This window comes from Pseudomonas aylmerensis, from assembly GCF_001702265.1.
Lineage (GTDB): Bacteria > Pseudomonadota > Gammaproteobacteria > Pseudomonadales > Pseudomonadaceae > Aquipseudomonas > Aquipseudomonas aylmerensis.
Map to the genome: position 1 here is coordinate 1 of NZ_MAUE01000013.1, position 24,086 is coordinate 24,086.

At 62.2% G+C, this 24,086-nt stretch carries 24 protein-coding genes; 7 read left to right on the plus strand and 17 right to left on the minus strand.

What is annotated here, in order from left to right:
- Window positions 1-37: 37 nt before the first annotated feature.
- The 13 genes from BBG20_RS10740 to pcaR all read right to left on the minus strand — a co-directional run bounded on the left by BBG20_RS10740 (window position 38) and on the right by pcaR (window position 12,415).
- Window positions 38-874: an IS3 family transposase gene (locus BBG20_RS10740; RefSeq protein WP_065899479.1), complete on the minus strand. Its 837-nt coding sequence runs from the start codon at window positions 872-874 to the stop codon at window positions 38-40.
- Window positions 871-1,173 (minus strand): IS3 family transposase, encoded by a 303-nt coding sequence (locus tag BBG20_RS33115; protein ID WP_065899480.1) that lies wholly within the window; start codon window positions 1,171-1,173, stop codon window positions 871-873. Before BBG20_RS33115 ends, BBG20_RS10740 begins: the two co-directional genes overlap by 4 nt.
- 218 nt (window positions 1,174-1,391) lie before the next feature.
- A complete protein-coding gene (pcaC, locus tag BBG20_RS10750) occupies window positions 1,392-1,790 on the minus strand; it encodes a 4-carboxymuconolactone decarboxylase (RefSeq protein ID WP_065902905.1) in 399 nt (132 codons plus the stop codon).
- A 250-nt stretch (window positions 1,791-2,040) separates the two neighbouring features.
- A complete protein-coding gene (gene pcaD, locus BBG20_RS10755) occupies window positions 2,041-2,832 on the minus strand; it encodes a 3-oxoadipate enol-lactonase (RefSeq protein WP_065902907.1) in 792 nt (263 codons plus the stop codon).
- Window positions 2,833-2,842: 10 nt separating this feature from the next.
- Window positions 2,843-4,207 carry a 3-carboxy-cis,cis-muconate cycloisomerase gene (locus tag BBG20_RS10760; RefSeq protein WP_065902909.1) on the minus strand — a complete coding sequence of 455 codons (1,365 nt, stop codon included), beginning with the start codon at window positions 4,205-4,207 and terminating at the stop codon, window positions 2,843-2,845.
- 9 nt (window positions 4,208-4,216) lie between these two features.
- Window positions 4,217-5,512 (minus strand): MFS family transporter, encoded by a 1,296-nt coding sequence (locus tag BBG20_RS10765; RefSeq protein WP_065902911.1) that lies wholly within the window; start codon window positions 5,510-5,512, stop codon window positions 4,217-4,219.
- Between the two features lie 181 nt (window positions 5,513-5,693).
- Window positions 5,694-6,260 carry a protocatechuate 3,4-dioxygenase subunit alpha gene (gene pcaG / locus BBG20_RS10770; RefSeq protein WP_065902913.1) on the minus strand — a complete coding sequence of 189 codons (567 nt, stop codon included), beginning with the start codon at window positions 6,258-6,260 and terminating at the stop codon, window positions 5,694-5,696.
- Between the two features lies 1 nt (window position 6,261).
- Window positions 6,262-6,966: a protocatechuate 3,4-dioxygenase subunit beta gene (gene pcaH / locus BBG20_RS10775; protein WP_065902915.1), complete on the minus strand. Its 705-nt coding sequence runs from the start codon at window positions 6,964-6,966 to the stop codon at window positions 6,262-6,264.
- A 17-nt stretch (window positions 6,967-6,983) separates the two neighbouring features.
- Window positions 6,984-8,186 (minus strand): 3-oxoadipyl-CoA thiolase, encoded by a 1,203-nt coding sequence (gene pcaF, locus BBG20_RS10780; RefSeq protein ID WP_177343935.1) that lies wholly within the window; start codon window positions 8,184-8,186, stop codon window positions 6,984-6,986.
- Entirely contained in the window at window positions 8,183-8,962 is a 780-nt protein-coding gene (locus BBG20_RS10785; RefSeq protein WP_065902919.1) for a CoA-transferase subunit beta, read from the minus strand. Before BBG20_RS10785 ends, pcaF begins: the two co-directional genes overlap by 4 nt.
- Complete coding sequence (locus BBG20_RS10790) at window positions 8,962-9,819, minus strand: CoA transferase subunit A (RefSeq protein WP_065902921.1); 858 nt, start codon at window positions 9,817-9,819, stop codon at window positions 8,962-8,964. Before BBG20_RS10790 ends, BBG20_RS10785 begins: the two co-directional genes overlap by 1 nt.
- Before the next feature lie 269 nt (window positions 9,820-10,088).
- Window positions 10,089-11,429 (minus strand): MFS transporter, encoded by a 1,341-nt coding sequence (locus tag BBG20_RS10795; protein ID WP_065902923.1) that lies wholly within the window; start codon window positions 11,427-11,429, stop codon window positions 10,089-10,091.
- A gap of 143 nt (window positions 11,430-11,572) precedes the next feature.
- Window positions 11,573-12,415, minus strand: coding sequence for a pca regulon transcriptional regulator PcaR (gene pcaR, locus BBG20_RS10800; protein WP_065902926.1), 843 nt, complete (start codon window positions 12,413-12,415; stop codon window positions 11,573-11,575).
- 554 nt (window positions 12,416-12,969) lie between these two features.
- Here pcaR and BBG20_RS10805 point away from each other — a divergent pair.
- Window positions 12,970-13,170, plus strand: a complete 201-nt coding sequence (locus BBG20_RS10805) for a hypothetical protein (protein ID WP_057701255.1) — start codon at window positions 12,970-12,972, stop codon at window positions 13,168-13,170.
- A 311-nt stretch (window positions 13,171-13,481) separates the two neighbouring features.
- The gene (locus BBG20_RS10810; protein WP_065902928.1) at window positions 13,482-14,957 is read left to right on the plus strand and encodes an inorganic phosphate transporter; all 1,476 of its coding nucleotides are present in this window, start codon (window positions 13,482-13,484) and stop codon (window positions 14,955-14,957) included.
- 323 nt (window positions 14,958-15,280) lie between these two features.
- Here the strand turns inward: BBG20_RS10810 and ccoM are convergent, their stop codons facing one another.
- Complete coding sequence (gene ccoM / locus BBG20_RS33380; protein ID WP_276145525.1) at window positions 15,281-15,397, minus strand: cytochrome c oxidase subunit CcoM; 117 nt, start codon at window positions 15,395-15,397, stop codon at window positions 15,281-15,283.
- 143 nt (window positions 15,398-15,540) lie between these two features.
- Window positions 15,541-15,735 (minus strand): hypothetical protein, encoded by a 195-nt coding sequence (locus BBG20_RS32415; protein WP_141697270.1) that lies wholly within the window; start codon window positions 15,733-15,735, stop codon window positions 15,541-15,543.
- 100 nt (window positions 15,736-15,835) lie between these two features.
- On the opposite strand from BBG20_RS32415, the gene BBG20_RS10820 reads away from it, so the two are divergent.
- From BBG20_RS10820 to BBG20_RS10830, 3 genes are all read left to right on the plus strand, one after another.
- Window positions 15,836-16,702, plus strand: a complete 867-nt coding sequence (locus BBG20_RS10820) for a LysR substrate-binding domain-containing protein (RefSeq protein WP_065902930.1) — start codon at window positions 15,836-15,838, stop codon at window positions 16,700-16,702.
- Window positions 16,703-16,794: 92 nt separating this feature from the next.
- Complete coding sequence (locus BBG20_RS10825) at window positions 16,795-17,265, plus strand: RidA family protein (RefSeq protein ID WP_065902931.1); 471 nt, start codon at window positions 16,795-16,797, stop codon at window positions 17,263-17,265.
- On the plus strand, window positions 17,262-18,443 hold the full coding sequence (locus tag BBG20_RS10830; RefSeq protein WP_065902933.1) for an aminotransferase class V-fold PLP-dependent enzyme: 1,182 nt from the start codon (window positions 17,262-17,264) through the stop codon (window positions 18,441-18,443). The genes BBG20_RS10825 and BBG20_RS10830 overlap by 4 nt, the downstream gene beginning before the upstream one ends.
- On the opposite strand, the gene BBG20_RS10835 is transcribed toward BBG20_RS10830, so the two are convergent.
- Window positions 18,440-18,781: an aspartate-semialdehyde dehydrogenase gene (locus BBG20_RS10835; RefSeq protein WP_065902935.1), complete on the minus strand. Its 342-nt coding sequence runs from the start codon at window positions 18,779-18,781 to the stop codon at window positions 18,440-18,442. The two genes, BBG20_RS10830 and BBG20_RS10835, sit on opposite strands and share 4 nt — an antisense overlap.
- A 219-nt stretch (window positions 18,782-19,000) precedes the next feature.
- Here BBG20_RS10835 and rapA point away from each other — a divergent pair, with 219 nt between their 5' ends.
- Window positions 19,001-21,847 (plus strand): RNA polymerase-associated protein RapA, encoded by a 2,847-nt coding sequence (gene rapA / locus BBG20_RS10840; protein ID WP_065902937.1) that lies wholly within the window; start codon window positions 19,001-19,003, stop codon window positions 21,845-21,847.
- A 165-nt stretch (window positions 21,848-22,012) separates the two neighbouring features.
- On the opposite strand, the gene BBG20_RS10845 is transcribed toward rapA, so the two are convergent.
- Entirely contained in the window at window positions 22,013-23,359 is a 1,347-nt protein-coding gene (locus BBG20_RS10845; protein ID WP_065902939.1) for a spinster family MFS transporter, read from the minus strand.
- A gap of 250 nt (window positions 23,360-23,609) precedes the next feature.
- Between BBG20_RS10845 and BBG20_RS10850 the strand changes: the two genes are divergently transcribed.
- Window positions 23,610-23,975 carry a YkgJ family cysteine cluster protein gene (locus tag BBG20_RS10850; protein WP_065902941.1) on the plus strand — a complete coding sequence of 122 codons (366 nt, stop codon included), beginning with the start codon at window positions 23,610-23,612 and terminating at the stop codon, window positions 23,973-23,975.
- Window positions 23,976-24,086: the final 111 nt, after the last annotated feature.

The window sequence follows — 24,086 nt, forward strand, 5'->3', positions numbered from 1 at the left end:
TGAACTGGTCAAGTAATCTTGGACACCGATTAAGGTTTCACGCCACCAGCTTCTCCCTGGCGACTGGTGACCGATAGTCGTTGTAGCTATGCGGCCTGGTGATGTTGTAGCGCGATACATAGCGCTGCACATCCGCTCGGGCCTCATGTTCCGACCCGTAGCCTGCTTCTGGCACCCACTCTGATTTCAAACTTCCAAAGAAACGCTCCATCGGAGCGTTATCCCAGCATTCGCCTTTACGGCTCATGCTTTGTCGGAGTCCATGTTCCAGCAGTTCATTTCTGAATTTATGGCTGGTGTACTGGCAACCTTGGTCGGAGTGAAACAGTACGTCTTTTGGGCGACCGCGCAGTTCAATCGCCATGCGCAGGGCTTCGCAGGTCAGCGTGGCATCAGAGATCATCGAAAACGACCAGCCCACAATCCGGCGAGCGAACAAGTCCAGAACCGCCGCAAAATACAGCCAACGCTTGCCGACTTTGATGTACGTCACGTCCCCACACCACACCTGATTGACCGTCGCAACATCAAACTTGCGTTTGAGCACATGCGGTGCCACCAAAGCCTCCACGCCAGGTGACTTGTACTTATGGCGCCGGCGTTGACGGCTGACAATGCCTGCTTCTCGCATCAAGCTGCGAGCCATGAACCGCCCGACATCATGCCCGCCGGCTTGCAGCTGTTTAGCCAAGGTACGAGCGCCCGCAGACTCTCTCGACGCCCTGTGGTGCTTGACCAGCATAGCCTTGAGTTTCTCTCGCTTAGGGCTCACCTTGCCTTGGCGCTGACGCCATGCGTAAAAGCTACTGCGGTTTATTCCGAACACACGACAGCAATCGTTAACGCCGTACTGCTCGCCCAGCTCACAGATCAACGAGAGTGATCTTTGGCGTCCAAAAGCAGGAGAGCACTGGCCTTTTTTAGGATTTCGATATCCCGGTCTCTTTGCCTGAGCAAGGCTTTAAGTTCCTGGATCTCTCGCTGATCCGCGGTAATCGCCTTGGCTCCCACCGGAGTCGAGCCCAAGCGTTCCTTGCGAACTTGATCGACCCAGCGGCGCAAGGCCGTAGGGCCAATATCCAAGCTGGCACAGACCTCGGGAACCGACTGCCCCTCGTCCAGCACCATGCTGGCAGCCTTGAGTTTGAACTCACATGAATAAGATTTACGCATATCCAAACACCTCAGATTTGGACGCCATCATAGCGCCCGATTGAGGTGTCCAAAATCATTAGGCCAGTTCAGGCTCAGGTCGGATAGGAAGATCCGTAGCGCAGGATAAACACGACGCCCCTTAGGAGCTGTAGGAATAAGCCGCTACGCCCCGTCAGCATAGCTGAAACACTCAACCTCCCATTTTACCGCCCCCAACTGCGTCGCGGAGTCTGCGTTCAGGCCTGTTCCCGCGACTCGACACCCAGTTCATCCCACACCGACTCAGCCAAGTGGAACGTCGCGTTCGCCGCCGGTATGCCGCAGTAAATCGCGCTCTGCATCAGCACTTCCTTGATCTCGGCGCGGGTCACGCCATTGCTGGCCGCGGCGCGCAGGTGCAGCTTGAGTTCTTCGCTGCGGTTCATGCCGATCAGCATGGCGATGGTGATCAGGCTGCGGGTGTGCCGGGGCAGGCCCGGGCGGGTCCAGATGTCACCCCAGGCGTGGCGGGTGATCATTTCCTGGAACTCACTGTTGAACTCGGTCAGGGCATTGAGGCTGCGGTCGACATGCGCATCACCCAGGACTTCGCGGCGCACCTGCAGGCCATCGGCATAACGTTGTTTCTCATCCACAAAAATACTCCCGACTGAATGTGATAAAGGCTCGCCCCACCGTAGCAAACGCACTTGCCGTATCCAGCACACTTGTCTTGCTGAGCGGACATATTGTGGCGAGCGAGCTTGTTGTGGCGAGCGGGCTTGCCCCGCGTTGGGCTGCGCAGCAGCCCCAAATCCAGGCACACTGCTTCACCTGAACAAACGCACCGACTGACTCACGCCCGCTTCGCCCCCCCAACCCTGTGCAATCCCGCTCACCACAGGTTCAATGCGCCAGCAGAAACTCCAGCACCCGCCCACTGAACGCCGCACCCGCCTGCACATTGGACAGGTGCGCAGCATAGAACTCGGCGTATTCGGCGCCCTGCACATGGCTCTGGATAAAGTGGCTGCCGGCCGGTGGCGTGACGGCATCTTCGGTGCCGGCAATCGCCAGGGTCGGCACTTTGATCAAGGCCAGTTGCTCGCGGAAATCGGCGTCGCGCACCGCCGCACAGTTGGCCGCGTAGCCTTCGGGCGAGGTCGCCGCGAGCATGTCGGTGATCTGCTGGGCCTGGTGCGGGTTGGCCGCAGCGAAATCGGCGGTGAACCAGCGCGCAATCGATGCATCGCGCAACGCTACCATCGCCGCCGCGCCATCGCGCAGGACCATCTCGATACGCGGGTTCCAGATGTCCGGCGTGCCGATCTTGGCGGCGGTGTTGCACACCACCAGGCGCTGCAGGCGCTCGCCGGCATGGATGCCGAGCCATTGGCCGATCAAGCCGCCCATCGACAGCCCACAGAAATGCGCCCGCTGGATATCCAGCGCATCCAGCAGCGCAATCACGTCGCGCCCCAGTTGCTCGATGCTGTAGGGCCCCTCGGTGACCAGGGATTTGCCATGGCCACGGGTATCGAAACGCAACACGCGAAAATGCCTGGTGAAAGCCGGGATCTGGATGTCCCACATGTGCAGGTCAGTGCCCAGCGAGTTGGACAGCACCAACACGGGTGCCTCTACAGGTCCATCCAGTTGGTAATGCAGTTCGCCCTCGGCGAGTTGTACAAAAGCCACAGCGTTCTCCTCAGGCGGTCAAGGCAAAATGTTCGGTGACGGCGCGGGTCACCCAGGTGTGCGCCTGGCCCAGGTAGTGGGCCGGGTCGAGCAGGCGGTCGAGTTCAGCGGCGGACAGTTCGTGGGTGATTTGCGGCTCGTCCGCCAGCACCGCACGCAAGTGACGCCCCTCGGCGACCGCGCGTTTACAGCATTGTTCGAGCAGGTGGTGGGCGGTCTCGCGCCCCAGGCGTTGGGCGAGCACGATGCTCACCGCTTCGGCCAGCACCAGGCCCTGGGTCAGGTCGAGGTTCTGCGCCATGCGCTCAGGATTGACCTCCAACCCCTCGCTCACCAGCAAGGCCTGGTGCAGCGCTCCTGAGACCAACCGGCAAATCTCCGGCAGGGTTTCCCACTCGGCGTGCCACAGGCCCAGGCTGCGCTCGTGTTCCTGGGGCATGGCGCTGAACAGTGTCGCCACCAGGCCAGGTACGCGAGTCGCCGCGCTGATCAGTACGGCGGCGCCCACCGGGTTGCGTTTGTGCGGCATGGTCGAGGAACCGCCCTTGCCCGGCGCCGACGGCTCGAAGACTTCCGCCGCCTCGGTCTGCATCAGCAGGCTGATATCACGCCCCAGCTTGCCGAGGCTGCCGGCGATCAGGCCGAGCACACTGGCAAACTCCACCAAACGGTCGCGCTGGGTATGCCAGGGTTGTTCGGGCAGGCCCAGCTGCAATTCGGCAGCCAAGGCCTCGGCGACCGGCATCGCCTGTTCACCGAGTGCTGCCAAAGTGCCGGACGCGCCGCCAAATTGCAGCACCAGCAGACGCGGTTTCAGCTCGGCGAGACGTTGCCGACTGCGCGTCACTGCCCCCAGCCAACCAGCGATTTTCATCCCCAACGTGACCGGTGTCGCATGCTGCAACCAGGTACGCCCAGCTAACGGTACGCCGGCATAACGCTGCGCCTGCACGGCCAGCACGCCGCCCAGTTGCGCCAGGTCAGCTTCGATCAACGCCAGCGCCTGGCGTATTTGCAGGACCAGGCCGGTGTCCATCACGTCCTGGCTGGTCGCGCCCAGATGTACATAACGCTCGGCCCCGGCATCCTCACTGGCGATCAACTTGCCCAGCGCCTTCACCAACGGAATGGCCGAATTCCCCGCCGTGGCAATCGCCACGCCGAGGGCGTCCACGTCGTACCGCGACGCCAGGCAGGCCTGGGCAATCGGGGCAACGGCGGCGTGCGGAATCAAGCCGACCCGCGCTTCGGCACGGGCCAGGCCCGCTTCGAAATCGAGCATGCCCTGCAGGCGCCCCTGGTCGCAGAACACCTCGGCCATGCTGTCAGCGGTGAAGTAGGCGTCGAACAATTGATTGCTCGTGCGCAGCGTCATAACGGTCCCTTACAAATCGTGGTGCAAATACGCCGCCTGTTTCGGCAGGCGCAAGCTGAACAGGAAGGCCACCGCCATCATGCCGGTGACATACCAATAGAAGGTGTTTTCCATGCCCATGGATTTGAGCCCCAGGGCCACGTACTCCGCCGAACCGCCGAAGATCGCGTTGGCCACCGCATAGGCCAGGCCCACGCCGAGTGCGCGCACTTGTGGCGGGAACATTTCGGCTTTCACCAGGCCGCTGATCGAGGTGTAGAAGCTCACGATGGCCAGGGCCAGGGTGATCAGCACAAAGGCCAGGAACGGGCTGCTGACGGTTTTCAGGCTGAGCAGGATCGGCACCGTGCACAGCGTGCCCAGCGCGCCGAACCACAGCATCGAGTTACGGCGACCGATTTTGTCGGCCAGCATGCCGAACAGCGGCTGCATGCACATGTAGAGGAACAGCGCGCCGGTCATGATGTAGCTGGCAGTCTTGGCGTGCATCCCGGCGGTGTTCACCAGGTACTTCTGCATGTAGGTGGTAAAGGTGTAGAAAATCAGCGAGCCGCCGGCGGTGTAGCCAAGCACGGTGATAAACGCAGCCTTGTGGTCACGGAACAGCGCGGCGATGCTGCCGGCGTCCTTGTCCTGGCGGGTTTCCTTGCTGGTGGTTTCCTTGAGGGTGCGACGCAGCAGCAGGGAGATCACGGCTGCAACCGCGCCGATCACGAACGGAATCCGCCAGCCCCACGCCCGCAGTTCGTCTTCGCTGAGCAGTTGCTGCAGGATCACCACCACCAGCACTGCCAGCAGTTGCCCGCCGATCAGCGTCACGTATTGGAACGAGGCAAAGAAGCCACGTTGGCCCTTGAGCGCGACTTCACTCATGTAGGTCGCGGTGGTGCCGTATTCGCCGCCGACCGACAAGCCTTGGAACAACCGCGCCACCAGCAGCAACGCCGGCGCCCAGGCGCCGATGTCTTTGTAGGTGGGCAGGAAGGCGATCACCAGCGAGCCGGCGCACATCATCAGCACCGAGATCATCATCGAATTCTTGCGACCATGCTTGTCGGCCACCCGGCCAAACAGCCAGCCACCGATAGGTCGCATCAGGAAGCCGGCGGCAAAGACGCCAGCGGTGTTGAGCAGTTGGACCGTGGGGTCGTCCGACGGGAAAAACGCCGGGGCAAAGTAGATGGCGCAGAAGGCATAGACGTAGAAGTCGAACCATTCGACGAGGTTGCCGGAAGACGCACCGACGATCGCAAAAATCCGTTTGCTGCGTTCTTCTCCGGTGTAGTGGCTGGTTTTTGTTGTCATGTTTTTTTCACTCAGTGGGAACGGTTATAGCCTAGACATACTTTGCAACAACCATGTTCCGCAAGCAGACTTTTGCACAGCAGTTGCCTGAACCGGCCTCATCGCCGGCAAGCCCGGCGCCCACATGTGGAACGCATCCCACTGTGGGAGCTGGCTTGCCGGCGAAAAATCTCAAGCCAACTCAATAATCAAAAAACACGGTCTCTTCGTCTGTGCCTTGCAAAATCACATTCCACTGATACACACCCGCCGCATCCGCCTTGGCGATCAGCGTGCGCCGCCGCTCCTGGGGCACACACGCCAGCAGCGCGTCTTCCCCGTTCAGCGCCTCGCCGTCAAAGTAAATCCGCGTCAGCAGGTGCTTCACCAGCCCACGCGCGAACACCAACACCACCAGGTGCGGCGCCTGGGTCGTGCCCTTCAAGCCCGGAACGGCACCTGGCTTGATGGTGGTAAAACGAAACCGCCCTTCGGCATCCACCGGCACCCGGCCAAAGCCTTCAAAGTTGGGGTCGACAGCCTTGTCCTGCTCATCCTCGGGATGGTCGTACTTGCCGGCGGCATTCGCCTGCCAGACTTCCAGCATGGCGTCGTTGACGACATCGCCGTTGCCATCCACCACCTGCCCGCTGATCGCCACGCGCTCGCCGAGGGTGGCGGGCACGGTGAGGTCTTCGCGGTTCAGCCAGGTCAGGCCGATGTGGTAATACGGCCCGACGGTGTGGGACGTGGTCGCAGTGAGTGTCATCTCATTTCTCCATCGGCGTGGCGTCGCGGCCGCGCAGGACGATGTCCCAGCGGTAGCCAAGGGCATAGGAAGGAATGGTTTTTTCCAGGTCGAAGCGGGCGATCAGGCGCTGCTTGGCCGAGGTGTCCGGCACGCAGTTGTAGATCGGGTCGTACTCCAGCAGCGGGTCGCCGGGGAAATACATCTGTGTGACCAGGCGCGTCAGCACGCTCGGGCCGAACAGTGAAAAGTGGATATGCGCCGGGCGCCACGCATTGTGGTGGTTGCCCCACGGGTAGGCGCCGGGCTTGATGGTCTGGAACTGGTACCAGCCTTCGGCGTCGGTGACGGTGCGGCCGGTGCCCGTGAAGTTCGGGTCCAGCGGCGCGTCGTGCAGGTCGCGCTTGTGGTTGTAGCGACCGGCGGCGTTGGCCTGCCAGATCTCCACGAGGATGCCCGGCACCGGTTGGCCGTTTTCATCCAGCACACGCCCGTGAATGATGATGCGCTCACCGAGCGGTTCGCCGGCGTGCTGGGCGGTGAGGTCGTTGTCCTGCGCATTGACGCGCTCGGCGCCGATGGTCGGGCCGGTGATTTCCGACAAGGAATGGGGCAGAAACACCAAGGGCTTGGACGGCGAACGCAGGTTCGTCGACTGGTAGGTCGGGTGCAGGTAATCAGGTTGAGTGCCCGCTTGCGGGCGCCGGTAACCGGGCTTGTCACTCATGGAGCAATCCTCTCTTATTAGACGCGTTCAATCGCCAGGGCCAGGCCTTGGCCGACGCCGACACACATCGTCGCCAGGCCTTTGCTGCCGCCGGTTTTTTCCAGTTGATGCAGCGCCGTCAACACCAGCCGCGCACCGCTCATGCCCAGCGGGTGGCCGAGGGCGATGGCGCCGCCGTTCGGGTTGACCTGCGGCGCGTCGTCGGCAATCCCCAATTCACGCAGCACGGCCAGGCCTTGGCTGGCGAAGGCTTCGTTGAGTTCGATCACGTCGAAGTCGCTGACCGCCAGGCCCAGGCGTTCCACCAGCTTGCGCACCGCCGGCACCGGGCCGATGCCCATCACGCGTGGTGCCACACCGGCACTGGCCATGCCGAGCACCCGGGCGCGGGCCGTGAGGCCGTGTTTTTCCACGGCGTCGGCGGAGGCCAGGATCAGCGCTGCCGCGCCATCGTTCACGCCCGAGGCATTGCCGGCGGTGACGGTCTTGTCCGGGCCGTTGACCGGCTTGAGTTTGGCCAGGGCATCGAGGGTGGTGTCCCGTGGGTGTTCATCGTGCTCCACCACGGTCTCGCCTTTTTTGTGCGCAACGCGTACCGGCACGATTTCCTCGGCGAAGTACCCGGCAGCCTGGGCGGCGGCCGTGCGTTGCTGGCTACGCAGGGCGAACGCGTCCTGATCGGCGCGGGACACGTTGAAGTCGTCGGCGACGTTGTCGGCGGTCTGCGGCATTGCATCCACGCCGTACTGGGCTTTCATCAGCGGGTTGATAAAACGCCAGCCAATGGTGGTGTCTTCGAGCTTCATGTTGCGGGAAAACGCCGCGTCGGCCTTGCCCATCACGAAGGGTGCACGGGACATCGACTCGACGCCCCCGGCAATCGCCAACTCCATTTCGCCGCTGGCGATTGCACGGAACGCGGTGCCGATGGCATCCATCCCCGAGGCACACAGGCGGTTCAGGGTCACGCCAGGGATGCTTTCCGGCAGGCCCGCCAGCAGCAGGGCCATGCGCGCGACGTTGCGATTGTCTTCACCGGCCTGGTTGGCGCAGCCGAGGAAGACTTCGTCGACTGCGTTCCAGTCCACCGAAGGGTTGCGCTCGATCAGTGCCTTGATCGGCAATGCGGCGAGGTCATCGGCGCGCACGGTAGACAGGCCACCGCCGAAACGGCCGATGGGGGTACGAATGGCGTCACAGATAAATACTTCGCGCATCAGGCTTCTCCGGGGGCTTGGCCATGGGCGGCGGCGGTACGTGCTTCGAGGTCACGCAAGGCGCTCAACTCGACGTCGGTGGGTTCCTCGGTGGTGCTGACCTGGTCGGCAAATCGAATCGCCCAACCGGTGGCGGCCACGACTTGTTCGCGGGTCACGCCAGGGTGCAGCGCGGTGACCACAAATTCATGGGTGCCCGCTTCCGGCTCCATGATGCACAGGTCGGTAATGATCCCTACAGGCCCAGCCCCTGGCAGGCCCAGGCGTTTGCGTGAATCGCCGCCCTCGCCGTGGCCGACCGAGGTAATGAAGTCCAGCTTGTCGACAAACGAACGCGACGACTGCTTGAGGATGATCAGCACGCTCTTGGCCGAGCCTGCGATCTCCGGTGCGCCGCCGGCCCCCGGCAGCCGCACCTTGGGCTGGTGGTAATCGCCCACCACGGTGGTGTTGATGTTGCCAAAGCGGTCGACCTGGGCGGCACCGAGAAAGCCGACGTCGATACGCCCGCCTTGCAGCCAATAACGAAAGATCTCACCGGTCGGCACCACCGTGTCGGCGGTCTCCGCCAGCTCGCCATCACCGATCGACAGCGGCAACACCGAAGGCTTGGCGCCAATCGGGCCGGACTCGTAGATCAGCACCACGTCGGGCGATGAAGTCAGGCGCGCCAGGTTGGCGGCCTTGGACGGTAGGCCGATGCCCACAAAGCAGACCGAGCCGTTCTTGAGGCGACGCGCGGCGGCGACGGTCATCATTTCATTGGTCGAGTAAGCCATTACTTGGCCTCCTGCACGGTGGCCAGCTTGGCCTGGAATTCACTGAAGTCGGCAGTGCCGTGGATGTATTCGTCGATCCAGGCGGTAAACGTCGCACGGTCGCGGGCAATCGGGTCCCACGCCTGATAGAAGCGGTTATCACGCTCGTTGTAACCATGCGCGTAGGAAGGGTGCGCGCCGCCAGGCACATGGCACACCGCAGTCAGTGCCCACGTCGGCAACACGCAGCTGTTCATCGGCGCGTTGAGGTCATCGACAATTTCCTCGACGGTGACGATGCAGCGCTTGGCCGCCAGGGCCGCTTCCTTCTGCACCCCGAGAATGCCCCAGAGCAGCACGTTGCCCTTGCGGTCGGCCTTCTGTGCATGGATCACAGTGATGTCCGGGCGCACCGACGGCACCGCCGCCAGTACTTCGCCGGTGAACGGGCAGGTCACGGTCTTGATCAGCGGGTTGACCTTGGGCAGGTCGGAACCGGCGTAGGCACGCAGTACCGCGAACGGCAGGCCCGAGGCGCCGGCGACGTAGGCATTGGCCAGGTCGGCGTGGCTGTGTTCTTCGATTTCCAAGGGTTGCGGCCATTGCTTCTCGACCGCGTCACGCAGGCGGTGCAAGGAGCCCACGCCAGGGTTGCCGCCCCAGGAAAAAATCAACTTGCGCGCACAGCCGGCGCCGATCAACTGGTCGTAGATCAGGTCAGGCGTCATACGCACCAGCGTCAGGTCTTTCTTGCCCTGACGAATGATTTCATGACCCGCTGCCGTGGGGATCAGGTGGGTGAAGCCTTCCAGTGCGACGGTATCGCCGTCGTTCACGAATTGCTTCACCGCGTCGCGCAGCGCAAGAATTTCAGCCATGGGGTTCGGGCTCCCGGTGTGGATCGAAAAAGGCGCTGAGGTGGCGCCGAAGTGCTTGAAGATTAAGCCGGGTAAATGGGCTGAACAATCCGATAATCGACTCAGTGTTCGATTATCGAACGGATTGTTGTCTAGCTAATCTTCTCGTCGACACGCCATCAGAAGCGCCCCACCCCTGTAGGAACGGGCTTGCCAGCGACCGCATCACCGCGCTCAATGATTGACCGAGGCGCCCGCATCGCCGCCAAGCCCGCCCCTGCGACGGCGGGTCAGGTGGCGTCGGCGTGGCTGACCATGCCTTTGATGACCACGGCTGCCGTAGCCAGCGCCGCCGGGATCACCAGCGCGGTCAGCACCTGCTCGAAGTTCCAGCCCAGGCCCAGCAAGGTGGCGCCCATCCACGCGCCGAGGATCGCACCGAAGCGGCCGATGCCGAGCATCCACGACACACCGGTGGCACGCCCCTGCGTCGGGTAGAAACGGGCCGCCAGGGACGGCATCGCCGATTGCGCGCCGTTGACGCACATCCCGGCGATCAGCACCAGAGTCGCCAATAAAGTGATATTGCCCAGGCTCTGCCCCACCGCGTAGGCAAACACCCCGGCCAGCAGGTAGAAAGTGCCGATGACCTTGTGGGGGTTGAACCGGTCCATCGCCCACCCTACCCCGACTGCACTCAACACGCCGCCAAACTGGAACAACGCACCGATAAACGCGGCCTGCTCCAGGCTGGCGCCGCTGTCACGCATCAGGGTCGGCAACCAGCTGGTCAGCAGGTACACGATCACCAGGCCCATGAAGTAGGTCAGCCACAGCAGCAAGGTGCCGGCGCTGTAAGTGCCGGAGAAGATCACCGCAAACACGTTGCGCGCCTTGACGGTTTTCTGCTCCGGCACGCTGAAGTGGGTAGCCTGGGCGACGATGGTCGGCTCGATGGGTGACAGGGTTTTGCGCACCTTGTCGGTCCCACGGTTGCGCACCACCAGGTAGCGCGCCGACTCCGGCAACCACAGCACCAGCACCCCCACGAGAATCAGTGGCAGGATGCCGCCGATCATCAACAACGCGTGCCAGCCAAACGCCGGGATCAGCTTGGCCGAGATAAACCCGCCACCCGCCATGCCGAGGTTGAAGCCGCAGAACATGCTGGTCACCAGCAGCGACTTGTGGCGTTCGGGGGTGTACTCCGACAGCAACGTCGTCGCGTTCGGCATGCCGGCGCCCAGGCCCAGCCCGGTAAGGAAGCGCAGCACCAGCAATTGGTCGACATTGCTGCTGTAGGCCGAGGCCAGGCTGAATGCGCCAAACACCAACACCGCGCCGACCAGCACGACCTTGCGCCCGAACCGGTCGGCCAGCGGCCCCGATCCCAGGGCACCGAAGACCATGCCGATCAACGCGGCGCTCATCACCGGGCCGAGACTGGCGCGATCAATGCCCCAGTCCTGGGACAGCGCGGGCGCGATAAAGCCCATGGCCGCGGTATCGAGGCCATCGAGGAACACGATGAGGAAACACAGGATAACCACGCGCCACTGGTAGCGTGACAGCGGCTGGGCGTTGATAAAAGACTGGACGTCCAGCGTGGTACCGACAGAAGGCTGATTCATTATTTTTATTCCACACCGATGGCGGGCTGACGGCCTGGGGTCGTCGTTATTATTGGGCGGCGCTCAGAGCGCTGCCGCACAGTAATAAGCCAGGGGAAACATCGTCAATTGATCAAACCGGGATCTGTGCGGTCACCGAACAGTTAGGCAAACAGCTGCGCGCTCAGATCCCGACTCGCACTCAGCATGCTCGGCAGGAACCGCTGCTCCAGCTCGCTGCGGCTGACCCGCCCGGCGTGGGTACTGACATTGAGCGCAGCCAGCACCTGGCCGGACGCGTCATACACCGGCACGGCGATGGAGCGCAGGCCTTGCTCCAATTCCTGATCGACGATGCACCAGCCCTGCTGACGCACTTGTTGCAGGCATTCGAACAGGGCTTCGGGGGTGGTCAGCGTACGGCTGGTCTTGGTTTGCAGGTCGGCATGGTCGAGGTAATCCTGCAGGGAGGCATCGTCCAGAGCCGCCAGCAGGATGCGGCCCATGGAGGTGCAATAGGCCGGCAAGCGCCCGCCCACCGACAAGTCCACCGAGATCAGGCGCTGGGTGGTGGCCGAACGCGCGATGTAGAGGATGTCGTCCCCTTCGAGGGTGGCCATGTTGCAGGCTTCGTGGAGCTGCTCGCTCATGCGATCCAGGTAAGGCTGGGCCGACACTGCCAGTGGCGTGGATGACAGGTAGGCATGGCCGAGGGTCAGGACCTTGGGCAGCAGCGAATAGGTGCGCCCGTCGGTGGTGGCGTAGCCCAGCTTGATCAATGTGTGCAGGCAACGGCGCACGGCGGCGCGGGGGATTTCCGTGCGATGGCTGATCTGGGCGATGGTGAGGTGACGCTTGCGTTCCTGGAACGCCTGCACCACGGCCAGGCCACGGGCCAGGGAGGTCATGAAGTCCGGATCACCGGTAAAGGCCTGGATACGCTTGGCCGGTGAGGCAACGATCGGCGGCGCCACTGAGGCGAAAGCGTTGCGCAATTGATCGTTCATGTCGGGATCCTTTCTCTTATTGTCAACCGCAAGGGGGTTTGACTGCTATTACAAGCCGCGCCGGCCGGGATGCACAAGGCACGACCGGGAACATTGGGCGATTATCGGACGCTCATTCGATAATCGCAATTTTGCATGACCGTGGACGGGTCCGCCCGCCAACCAACTAAAGTTAGGGCGGGGTTTTAACGTCCGAAGTGGGGTGGATTTTATGACGCCAACTTTTATGCAAACACTGACGCGCTCGTGTAACAAAACGCTCACACAAAGTTGACGCTTTTTAACTTTATGCCGATAGTGTTATTCAAATGCGCCGCTATAATGCACCCTGTATGCAGGTCCGCCCGGTTTCACTGTCGGGACGGGAGCTGGCCAGATGATGCAGATGCCGTGCATTGTTGATCGCAACTACCTGCCTCGAATGTCAGCATTAATCCATGGCCGTTCGTGCCTGTTTCAAGTTCAACGCTGCAACGGTTTAACTTGAAAGAGCCCGAGGGCGACATTCAGGCACCGTGCTGCAATGTAATTACTCAACTCAATTAGGTAACGATGTGACGAAAGACGAACTGCGCGCGGAACTTGAGCGCCAGGAGCAACGTTACAAGGACGTTTACGGCGGGGAAATCACCACCTACGCCGCCCAGCCTGAACCTGAACGCAAACCATGGCGCAAACGAGCCAGCCTGCTCGACCAGGCATTTGCCCAGGAAATCCAAAAGATTGAACAGGAACTCAAAACCGAAGAGCCATAAGCGCTTCGGTTTGAGCCACGGGTTGCGCCAGGCTGCTGGCACATAGCTAGCAGCCGGCTATTCGGCATCCCACTGCCGCGAGCGAAATTTCATACAAATGTTTCAGGCATGCTGTTTTCGCCAAAAAACCCTGCCCCTGGCACCCTCCGCGTTATAAATCAAAGACTTGCCAACCCCCCGAAAACCCTGGGATGGGCGCCTTTTGCCGCGGGTTTTTCAATGAAGATTGTTACCGATGAGCAGCTAGTGCATCGATTACTGAGGTTTTCTGGCATAATCGCGCCCCCTTACGACCGGGTCAGAAAACCTTCATGATCGATTTATTCAGCGGACTGGATGCTTGGGTTCTAGTGAGCCTGTTGCTCGCCCTGGCCTTTGTCCTCGCCTTCGAGTTCATCAATGGCTTTCATGACACCGCTAACGCGGTGGCCACAGTCATCTATACCAAAGCCATGCCGCCGCACCTGGCCGTGTTCTTCTCCGGGGTGTTCAACTTCCTCGGCGTGTTGCTCGGTGGTGTCGGTGTCGCCTACGCCATCGTGCACTTGCTGCCGGTGGAGTTGCTGATCAATGTGAATACCGGCCATGGCCTGGCAATGGTCTTCTCTTTATTGGCGGCGGCGATCACCTGGAACCTGGGCACCTGGTACTTCGGGATCCCCGCTTCCAGCTCCCACACCCTGATCGGCTCGATCCTCGGTGTCGGCCTGGCCAACGCGCTGATCAACGACATCCCCTTGGCTGACGGTGTGAACTGGCAGAAAGCGATCGATATCGGCGCATCCCTGGTGTTCTCGCCGATGGCCGGTTTCCTCGTTGCCGCCCTGGTGCTGATCGCGCTGAAGTGGTGGCGCCCGCTGTCGAAGATGCACAAGACCCCGGACCAGCGTCGCAAGCTCGACGACAAGAAACACCCGCCGTTCTGGAACCGCCTGGTGCTGGTGATTTCCGCCATGGCCGTAAGCTTCGTGCACGGTTCCAACGATGGCCAGAAAGGTATCGGCCTGATCATGCTGGTGCTGATCGGCATCGTGCCGGCGCAATTCGTTCTCGACCTCGGCAGCACCACTTACCAGATCGAACGTACCCGCGACGCGACGGTGCATTTGAGTCAGTTCTACCAGCGCAATCAAGACACCCTCGGCGAGTTCCTGGCCCTGGGTAAAAGCGTGCAGAACGACCTGCCTGGCAAGTTCCAGTGCAATCCGCAGCAGACCGAGCCGACCATCAACGCGCTGGTCAACACCTTGAAAGGTGTCTCCGATTACCATTCGTTGACTGCCGATCACCGCATTGAAGTACGCCGTTATTTGCTCTGCCTGGACGACACCGCGAAGAAAGTCGGCAAGCTGCCGAATCTGTCGGCACGTGACAAGGCCGACCTCGACAAGCTGCGCAAAGACCTGACCGCTACCACCGAATACGCACCGTTCTGGGTGATCCTCGCGGTCGCACTGGCCCTGGGCCTGGGCACCATGGTGGGTTGGAAGCGTGTGGTACTGACTATCGGCGAGAAGATCGGCAAGCAGGGCATGACCTATGCCCAGGGCATGTCGGCGCAAATCACCACCGCCAGCATGATTGGCCTGGCCAACATCTTCAGCCTGCCGGTATCGACCACCCACGTGCTGTCGTCGGGCGTGGCCGGGACCATGGTCGCGAACAAGAGCGGCCTGCAAGGCGGCACCGTGAAGACCATCCTGATGGCTTGGGTGTTGACCTTGCCGGCGACCGTGGGCCTGTCGGCCGGGCTGTTCTGGTTGGCTTCCAAGGCGCTGGGTAGCTGATAGGCTGCCCTCGGAAAAAAAGGCGCGATCCTTGATTGGGATCGCGCCTTTTTTTTGTCTTGTGATAAGGCGCCTTGGATCAAGATCTATAACACGGTGCCCCAACAGCCGACCCGAATAGTGCGGAGGAACACGCTCAACTGTGGGAGCTGGCTTGCCTGCGAAGGCATCGACTGGGTCTCACTGGAAGACCGAGTTGTCTGCATCGCAGGCAAGCCAGCCCCCACCATTCCCGCAATAGTGGACATGCCAAAAAACAAACAAAAAAAAGGGCGACCGAAGTCGCCCAAAATGCCTTGCGTGCTCATGTAATCCAGAAAGACTTACGGTTCTTTACGCTTATTAGCGTCCTTCCAGATAAAAATCCCAAACCCTACAAAAAACAGCACCATGAGGCTGACAGTCAGCACCCCGGCAAATACCACATTATCGATAAACATGACCGGCCTCCTGCACTTGCCCTGTTGCGATAGGGCTAAGTTAATGGAGAAGGCGGATTGGAAAATTGACGAGGATCAATGTCGCCCGCGACGGGGCGTAAAGAAGGGGAATAACTGACCTGCATCAACGGATGCAGGTTGTTTCAACGCTTTTTCGGTTTGTTCTTCGGTTTTTTCTTGGCTTTTCCCAGCGGCATGGCCTGCTCAAATGCTTGGCGCACTTCATTCAGGCGCTTGTCATTGAGGTCATGCACACGCTTGGCACGTTCGGCGTTCAGGTCGATCAGCTTGTCGTCTTCACTCATGGCTAGGCTTACGTCGTGGCGGGAATCGCTCAATAATGCGGGCTCCAGCGCCTCACGGCAATTGAGCGGGCGACAAAATGCAGGCCTTCGCCCAAAATCGGCACTTCCCATCCACCCCAGGAGATGCGCTCACGTGGCACTGCACAAGGACCTTCCCCCGCTGCTGGCCCTGCGCGCCTTTGAAGCCGTGGCGCGGCACTTGAGTTTTATCAAGGCGGCAAGCGAGTTGTCGGTGACCCAGAGTGCACTCAGCCATCAGGTGCAAAAGCTGGAACAGCACCTGGGCAAACCGTTGTTTATCCGTCGCACCCGCGCGATCGATCTGACCACGGACGGCCAACAGTACTACGACGAAATCCGCCCGGCCCTCGACGCCATCGCCGCCGCGACCCGCACTCAAAAAACAGCGCCCAGCACCACCGTGCTGCGCGTCGGCCTGCTCGCCTCCTTTGCCACGCTGTGGCTGGCACCGCGCCTGGCCGGGTTTCTCAACCGCTACCCGCATATCCAGGTTGAGCTGTTACCGGCGATTCAACTGGCGGACGTGGCCGGCGCCGAGGTCGACCTGGCGATTCGCTATGGCAAGGGCGACTGGCCCGACGTGCAGGCGACGCGGCTGATGCCGGAAGTCATCTCCCCGGTGTGCAGCCCGACATTCAAAGCGATGCATGACAGCCCACTGCTGATGGCCACCTCGCACCGCCCCTTCGAATGGACGGATTGGTCAGCGCACTACCACGTCGACCTCGACCGCCACCCGCGCGTGATGCTGCATGACTACAACATCGTGGTCGAAGCGGCCGTGGCCGGCCAAGGCATCGCCATGGGCCGTCATCGCCTGATCCAGCGCAGGCTCCAGGACGGCAGCCTGGTGGAAGCCTTCGACTGGCCGCCGTATCACAGCGACATCGGCTACTGGCTGATCGCGCCGCCCGGCCCGGCTGGTGACGCCGCCGCGTGCTTCAGCGAATGGCTGCTGGAAGCCTGCCGCGACGCGTGAGTTTTTTCGATACGTCGGGTGAGATCTATCCGTTTGTCGCCGCCCTCCTCGGCCAACATGCTGGCACCTCTTAAAACCCAGGAGGATGGATCATGAGCGACTCCCTGCGCCAACGCGTGCAAGCCCTCGGCCTGACGCTGCCGACCCCGAGCCAACCGGCGGCCAACTACATCAACTATGTGATCAGCCAGAACCAACTGTTCGTCTCCGGGCAAATCCCGATGGTCGATGGCAAGCCCGCCTACGTCGGCCGCCTGGGCGAATCCCTCAGCGATGAAGAAGGCGCCCAGGCAGCCGAGCTGGCAGCGCTGGGCCTGCTGGGACAATTAAGCCATGCGCTGGGTGATGACCTGTCGCGCCTGGTGCGCATTTTGCGCCTGGGTGTATTCATTGCCAGCAGCGGTGATTTCCAGCGCCAGAGCGGGGTTGCCAACGGCGCCTCGAACCTGCTGGTCAATGCCCTCGGCGAAAAAGGTCGGCATGTGCGCACCGCCGTTGGCGTTTCCAGCCTGCCGGCCGGCGTGGCCGTGGAGGTTGACGCGATTTTCGAGCTGCAACCGTGAGCCCGCTCGACGTCCAGCAATTGCGCGACAGCACGCCCGGCTGCCAGTCGGGCATCGTGCATTTCAATCACGCCGGTGCCTCGCTGCCAAGCCAGGCGACCCTCGACGCGATTATCGATCAACTGCACCGCGAAGCCCGTGATGGCCCCATGGAAGCCGGCGAGCATGGCGCCGTGCTGGTGGAAAAAGCCCGCCGCGCCGCCGCGCAATTGCTCAACGCACCCGCCGCGTCGATCGCCTTCGCCAGCAGCGGCTCGACCGCCTGGAGCCTGGCATTCCAGGCACTGGGCCCGTGGCAACCGGGTGATCGCATCCTGGTCGGCCGCCATGAATGGGGGGGCAACCTCGCCAGCATGGACCTGGCGGTGCAGGCCGGCGCGCGCGTGGAAGTCATCCCTTGCGATGCCTCCGGCGCGGTCTGCCCGCTGGCGCTGGAGTCGATGATCGATGCGCACGTCAAGCTGATCGACCTGACCTGGCTGCCGGCCAACGGTGGCCTGATCAACCCCGCCGAGGCCATCGGCGCCGTGGCCCGACGTCATGGCATTGCCTATTTCATCGACGCCGGCCAAGCCGTCGGCCAGGTGCCGGTGGATGTGCAGGCGCTGCAGTGCGATGTGCTCAAGTCCGCCGGGCGCAAGCACCTGCGCGGGCCGCGTGGCACCGCGCTGCTGTATGTGCGCCCGGACTTTTTACCGCGCCTGAATCCGGCCCAGCGCGATGTGTTTTCGGCGCCATGGAGCGCAGACGGTTTCGACCTGCGCAACGACGCCCGGCGCTTTGAAACCAGCGAAGTGTCGTTTGCCTTGTTGGCGGGGCTGGGCAACGCGTTGCAGGAGATGAATCGACTGGGGCTTGAGCAAGTATGGGAACGGATCGCACACACCAGTGAGCGAATTCGCCAGGCCTTGCGTCAGATGCCGGGTATTTCCTTGCATGACCTGGGCACTGCGCAATCAGGGCTGATCGCCTTTAACCTGGACGGCTGGGACGCTTTCGAACTCAAGCGCCGCCTGGCCTTGAAGCGCATCAATATCGGTGCCAATGGGGTGGCCTACACGCCGTTGGACATGCAGGCGCGCGGGCTGGCCAGCATCGCGCGGATCTCCGTCAGCCCGCTCAACAACGACGATGACGTCGCGCAGTTGATGACGGCATTGCAGGCGTTGCGCGACTAGACCTCGACGTCCACCCACAAGCCCTGGCGCGGCGCATCTTCGATCAGCGGCGCCACCGGCACGGTGTTGTCGGCATTGAGCAGGTCGCCGGGAATCGCCAGGTGCTGCTCCGGGTCTTCGTCGGCTTCGCGCCGGCGTTTTTGCTGCTCCTGCTGGCGGCGTTGCTCTTCACGCAGCAGAAAGGTCGACTGCTCGGCATCGCCCTTTTTCAGGTCGATCGTGCTTTCGTTGGAGCCCGCTTGTACTGGCACCACGGGCGGGATATCCGGCTTCTGGCGTACCGGGTCGAGTTGCGAAGTGACCGGCACAACGCTGACGGGCAGCATGGGTGGCAGCATAATAGTTATTCTCCTGATCAACAGGCTGTCGGCGGGCCGCGTGGCGACTTGAGAACGCACTCGCCAAGCTGTGACCCAGTCGACACTCGCAAGTGCCTGCCACCCGTCGATTCGGCTTCCGGACGCTGCCGCAAACGGAGTAGTTTTTGTCAGAGTCCTTGGGCGTGGGGCCTTGTTCCGTTAAGATAGTCGGCTTTTTCACGGCGGGAGTCAGGCAGCATGGCGCAGCAGTATCAACCGGGGCAACGCTGGATTAGTGACAGCGAAGCAGAGCTGGGGTTAGGCACCGTTCTGGCACAGGACGGCCGCTTGTTGACCGTGCTCTATCCGGCCACTGGCGACACCCGCCAGTATGCGCTACGGAATGCGCCCCTCACTCGCGTGAGGTTCTCGCCGGGGGACTCCATCACCCATTTCGAAGGCTGGAAAATGACCGTGCAGGAAGTCGACGACGTCGATGGCCTGCTGGTGTATCACGGCCTCAATGGGCAGAACGAGCAGGTCACCCTGCCGGAAACCCAACTCTCCAACTTCATCCAGTTCCGCCTGGCCAGCGACCGTCTGTTCGCCGGGCAGATCGACCCGCTGGCCTGGTTCTCGCTGCGTTACCACACCCTGGAACACACCAGCCGCCAACTGCAGTCTTCGCTGTGGGGCCTGGGCGGCGTGCGTGCGCAACCTATTGCGCACCAACTGCACATCGCCCGTGAAGTCGCTGACCGTATCGCGCCGCGGGTATTGCTGGCGGACGAAGTGGGCCTGGGCAAGACCATCGAAGCCGGCCTGGTGATCCATCGCCAGCTGCTCTCGGGTCGCGCCAACCGGGTGCTGATCCTGGTACCGGAAAACCTCCAGCACCAGTGGCTGGTGGAAATGCGCCGCCGCTTCAACCTGCAGGTTGCGCTGTTCGACGAAGAACGTTTCATCGAGAGCGATGCGACCAACCCGTTCGAAGACACCCAGTTGGCGCTGGTCGCCCTGGAGTGGCTGGTGGACGACGAGAAGGCCCAGGACGCGCTGTTCGCAGCCGGCTGGGACCTGCTGGTCGTCGACGAAGCCCACCACCTGGTGTGGCATGAAGACAAGGCCAGCGCCGAGTACGCGCTGGTCGAGCAACTGGCCGAGGTCATCCCGGGCGTGCTGCTGCTCACCGCGACCCCGGAACAGCTGGGCCAGGACAGCCACTTCGCGCGTCTGCGCCTGCTCGACCCGAACCGCTTCCACGACCTGCAGGCCTTCCGCGCCGAGAGCGAGAACTATCGCCCGGTGGCCGAAGCCGTGCAGGAGCTGCTGGATAAAGGCCGCCTGTCGCCTGCCGCACACCAGACCATCCAGGGTTTCCTCGGTAACGAAGGTGAAGCGCTGCTGACCGCCGTCAACGATGGCGACACCGAAGCCAGCGCGCGCCTGGTGCGCGAGCTGCTCGACCGCCATGGCACCGGCCGCGTGCTGTTTCGCAACACCCGCGCCGCTGTGCAAGGCTTCCCGGAGCGCAAGCTGCACGCCTACCCGCTGCCGAACCCGGACGAATACCTCGAATTGCCGCTGGGCGAGCACGCCGAGCTGTACCCGGAAGTCAGCTTCCAGTCGCAGCCGGACATCGAAGAAGAAAACCGCTGGTGGCGCTTCGACCCACGGGTCGAGTGGCTGATCGACCAGCTGAAAATGCTCAAGCGCACCAAGGTCCTGGTGATCTGCGCCCACGCCGAAACCGCGATGGACCTGGAAGACGCGCTGCGCGTGCGCTCCGGCATCCCGGCCACGGTGTTCCACGAGGGCATGAACATCCTCGAGCGTGACCGTGCCGCCGCCTACTTCGCTGATGAAGAGTTCGGCGCACAAGTGCTGATCTGCTCGGAAATCGGCAGTGAAGGTCGCAACTTCCAGTTCTCCCACCACCTGGTGCTGTTCGACCTGCCGTCGCACCCCGACCTGCTGGAACAGCGGATCGGCCGACTGGACCGGATCGGCCAGAAACATGTGATCGAACTGCACGTGCCCTACCTGGAAACCAGCCCGCAAGAGCGCCTGTTCCAGTGGTACAACGAAGCGCTGAACGCTTTCCTCAACACTTGCCCGACCGGTAACGCCTTGCAGCACCAGTTCGGCCCGCGCCTGCTGCCGCTGCTGGAAAACGCCGACGATGGCGAATGGCAAGCCTTGATCGACGAGGCCCGTGCCGAGCGCGAGCGCCTGGAGCAGGAACTGCACACCGGTCGCGACCGTTTGCTGGAGCTCAACTCCGGCGGTGCGGGTGAAGGCGATGCGCTGGTCGAGGCCATCCTCGAACAAGACGACCAGTTCGCCCTGCCGATCTACATGGAAACCCTGTTCGACGCGTTCGGCATCGACAGCGAAGACCATTCGGAAAACGCGCTGATCCTCAAGCCCAGCGAAAAAATGCTCGACGCCAGCTTCCCCCTGGGCGACGACGAAGGCGTGACCATCACCTACGACCGCAACCAGGCGCTGTCGCGCGAAGACATGCAGTTCATCACCTGGGAACACCCGATGGTGCAGGGCGGCATGGACCTGGTGCTGTCCGGCTCGATGGGCAACACCGCCGTGGCGCTGATCAAGAACAAGGCGCTCAAGCCTGGCACGGTGTTGCTGGAGCTGCTCTACGTCAGCGAAGTGGTTGCCCCGCGCTCGCTGCAACTGGGCCGTTACCTGCCGCCGGCCGCCCTGCGCTGCCTGCTGGATGCGAACGGGAATGACCTGTCCAGCCGCGTGTCGTTTGAAACCCTGAACGACCAGCTGGAAAGCGTGCCACGGGCCAGCGCCAACAAGTTTATCCAGGCCCAGCGCGACCAGCTGACGCCGCGGATCAACGCCGGTGAAGAGAAGATCACCCCACGCCACGCCGAGCGTGTGGCCGAAGCCAAGCGCCGCCTGGCTGCAGACACTGACGAAGAGCTGTCGCGCCTGACGGCGCTGCAAGCGGTCAACCCGACCGTACGCGACAGCGAACTGGTGGCCCTGCGCCAACAACGCGAGCAAGGCCTGGCCATGCTCGACAAGGCGGCGCTGCGACTGGAAGCGATCCGGGTGTTGGTGGCGGGTTGATGACCGCCCTGCTCCGCTGAAAAAAGGCCCGCGCAATGCGGGCCTTTTTTATTCACTTGGAGCAAATCGGAGCCTGTAATTGCCTCTTCGCGAGCAAGCCCGCTCCCACAGTTGGAATGTTTCAACTGGGGGAGCGGGCTTGCTCGCGAAGGGGTCACCTCGGTCTCAAGCCGTCGCCGCCGAAGCCGGCACCTCCACCGCCCCCAACCCATCTTTCATCCGCTGGGCATCACGCACAAAACTGCGCGAGGCCTGGAACAGAAACAGCATGGTCAGGAACAGCGCCACCGGGATCAAGTACATGGCGTCATGCAAGCCCACGGCTTTATACGCTTCGGTCATCTGCGCAGCCCCATCGGCATACATCGCCGAATGGGCAAAGTGATCGGACAGACCGCCCACCACAATTGGCCCCATGCCACCGCCCAGCAGGTACAGCCCGGCAAAGAACAACGCCATCGCCGTCGCCCGCAGGCGCGGCTCGACCACGTCCTGGATCGCCGTGTACACGCAGGTGTAGAAGTTATAAGCAAACAACCAGCCGACACTGAACAGCGCCACGAACACGCCGATCTCGATCCGCCCCGCGTGCAAGGCCCAGGCAGTGGTGACGGTGGAGATGATCAGGCTGAACGCGGCAAACAACAGACGGCCATTGGCGACGCGCTGATGAATCTTGTCGGCAATCCAGCCACCCAGGGTCAGGCCGATCAAACCGGTGATACCGACGATCACCCCGGTGGCGACCGCCGCCTCCTGCAACGGCATCAGGAAATAGCGTTGCAGCATCGGCACCAGAAACGAGTTGCAGGCATAGGTGGCGAAGTTGAAGCACAGCCCGGCCAGCACCAGCCAGAGGAAAGTCGGTACTGCCAGCACGCGGCGAATCGGGCGGTCGACGCGCTCCTGGGAGACCTGCACGGTTTCGGCCGCGCCGCGCTTGGGCTCCTTGATATAGAACATGAACACCGCAAGGATCAGACCCGGCACGGCGGCAATAAAGAACGGCGCGCGCCAGCTGTCGAACGCCTTGACCATCGCGCCAATGGTGAAGAACGCCAGCAACAGCCCCAACGGCAGGCCGAGCATGAAAATCCCCATGGCCCGCGCGCGGCGGTGTGCCGGGAACAGGTCGCCAATCAGCGAGTTGGCCGCCGGCGCATAGCTGGCTTCGCCGATACCAATGCCCATGCGCACCAGCAGGAACGTCCAGAAGCTGCCAACCATGCCGTTGACCGCCGTCAGCCCGCTCCAGGCGAACAGGCCCCAGCCCATCAGTTTGCTGCGCGAGCCGGTGTCGGCGAGTCGCCCGAGCGGCAGGCCGGCAATGGCGTAGACGATGGTGAAGGCGGTGCCGATGATGCCGAGCTGGAAGTCGCTCAGGTGCCATTCCATACGGATCGGCTCGATGATGATCGCCGGAATGGTACGGTCGAAAAAATTGAACAGGTTGGCCAGGAACAGCAGGAACAGAATGCGCCAGGCATTCGCCGCTTGGGTCGAGTTCTGCATGGGTCCGTCTCTTTTATTGTTATGAGAGCTGCGATGCCCGATGCATCCTGCCCGGTACCTGCAACATAGTCAGACGGGCAAGGCTTGTCTGTAATGATTCGTAAAGCTGATAGGGCATGATTTCACCCGGCGCCACGGGACTTGGCCTACAAAAATATAAGTGAGTGCCCCCCTTCCCAACGGCCTTGGCACGGATAGAATGGCGAGCCTTCCGTAGCATCCCCCTTACTCTCTTTTATCGAAGACGCCCATGTCCGAAGCCAGTCCGTGTCTGAATTGCGGTGCCTGCTGTTCACACTTCCGTGTGTCTTTCTTTTGGGGAGAGTGCGCCTCATCGGGGGGCACCGTACCCGATGAGCTGGTGGTGCAGATCAACCCCACCCGCGTGGCGATGATCGGTACCGACCAGAAGCCCGCGCGCTGCTGCAGCCTTGAAGGGGAAGTGGGCAAAGGCACCAGCTGCTCAATTTATGCACAGCGCTCGAGTGTGTGCCGCGAGTTCGACTCCTCCTGGAGCCAGGGCGTGCAGAACGTCGATTGCGACGCCGCCCGCGCCGCGTTCGGCCTGGCGCCGCTGCCAGCCCCGTTCGAGCTGGACCTGCCCATCAGCGCTTAGCATTAAACGCTATGTAGAGCATGCCAAAATGGTTGAGAGCAAAGTGCCATTAGCGCTGACGAATCCCGGGAGGCTTCTATACTCGACTTCATAGGTCATCGCCTCAGGCAG